We start from the raw sequence: 1473 nt of genomic DNA on the forward strand, positions 1-1473 counted from the left end.
CAAATGCTAAAACTTCGTTGTGCTTACCTCAACGACCTCTTGGCCATTTGAGGCTTTTACAAAACCGGGATGCTCCCAATGACAGATGGATATTGGACGCAGATCTAAAAGGGGCGTTCGACAATATTAGCCACGAATACCTGCTCAATGCCATAGGAGAAATCCCTGGTCAAGAGCTAATCAAACAGTGGTTAAAAGCAGGATATGTAGAGGCGGAAATATTCCACGATACAGAAAGCGGAACGCCACAGGGAGGGATTATAAGTCCCCTTTTGGCAAATATAGCTCTCGACGGAATGGAAAAACTCCTAAGCCAACATAAAAAGACGAAGGAGTACAAATATACCGACTCAAAAGGTAGAAAAAGAACGGAGAGGGAACACAAACCAAAATATGGGTTTGTTCGTTACGCTGATGACTTCATCATCACCGCAGAAAATCGTGAGAATTTGGAAGCCATTAAACCCATCGTAGAAGAATGGCTAAATCAAAGAGGTCTAAAACTCAATTCGGATAAAACCAAAATTACTCAGATTACTGAGGGATTCAACTTTCTAGGGTTCAATGTCCGACACTACAAGGGTAAGTGTCTCATCAAGCCGCAAAAAGAGAAGGTCAAAGAATTCTTAGCAGGAATCCAACAATGGCTGAATCAACATAAGACGGTAAAGGCAACGGCAGTTATCCAATACCTCAGCCCAATTATTCGAGGATGGGGAAACTACTACAAGCACAAAGTCAGCAAGGAGACATTTTCTTACGTTGACTACCGAATATGGCAAATGCTTTGGAAGTGGTCGCTAAGAAGGCATCCCAAAAAGGGGAAAGGTTGGGTAGCCAAAAAATACTTTAGAACAATCAATGAGACGAAGTGGAACTTTGCCCAACCCTTTAAAAACAGAAACGGTAGGGAAACATTAATAACCCTGCCCAAGCTGTCATACATTCCCATAGTACGCCATGTCAAAGTTAAAGACACGGCATCTCCTGATGACCCCGCACTCACCAAATACTGGCAAGACCGCCAATCCAAATACGGGAAATCGTATTGGGCAAAAGGCTCAAAACTCTATAATGTGGCGGTCAACCAAGATTGGAAATGTCCAATATGCGGTGAACACTTGTTCAACGGAGAAGAACTGCACACCCATCACAAGATTCGGGTGAAAGACGGAGGCACGGACAAGGCCCAAAACCTTGTTCACCTTCACAAAGCCTGCCACAGGCATGAACATACAAGCAAACGTTCTGAGGTTTTGGAGGCTTGAGCCGGATGATGGGAAACTGTCAAGTCCGGTTCTTAGGGGGGAGAGATGTGGCGACGCATTCTCTCCTACCCGACAAAAAGACAGCAGGAGTGGACGGGCTAAAAAGCTTATCCCCAGCAGCTCGTCTCGAACTGGCAAGGGAACTAAAACTAACTGGAAAATCCAAACCGACTAGAAGAGTTTGGATACCAAAACCAGGAAGTAA

At 44.6% G+C, this 1473-nt stretch carries 1 protein-coding gene and 1 pseudogene; both read left to right on the forward strand.

Going from position 1 to position 1473, the window contains the following annotated elements; genetic code table 11:
- On the forward strand, positions 1-1268 hold a 1268-nt coding region (locus QUA78_RS32570; protein WP_333307327.1), incomplete at its 5' end, for a reverse transcriptase domain-containing protein.
- A 5-nt stretch (positions 1269-1273) separates the two neighbouring features.
- Positions 1274-1473, forward strand: a pseudogene (locus QUA78_RS32575) (group II intron reverse transcriptase/maturase); the annotation flags it as partial.

This window comes from Microcoleus sp. K4-B3 (genome assembly GCF_036704615.1).
Lineage (GTDB): Bacteria > Cyanobacteriota > Cyanobacteriia > Cyanobacteriales > Microcoleaceae > Microcoleus.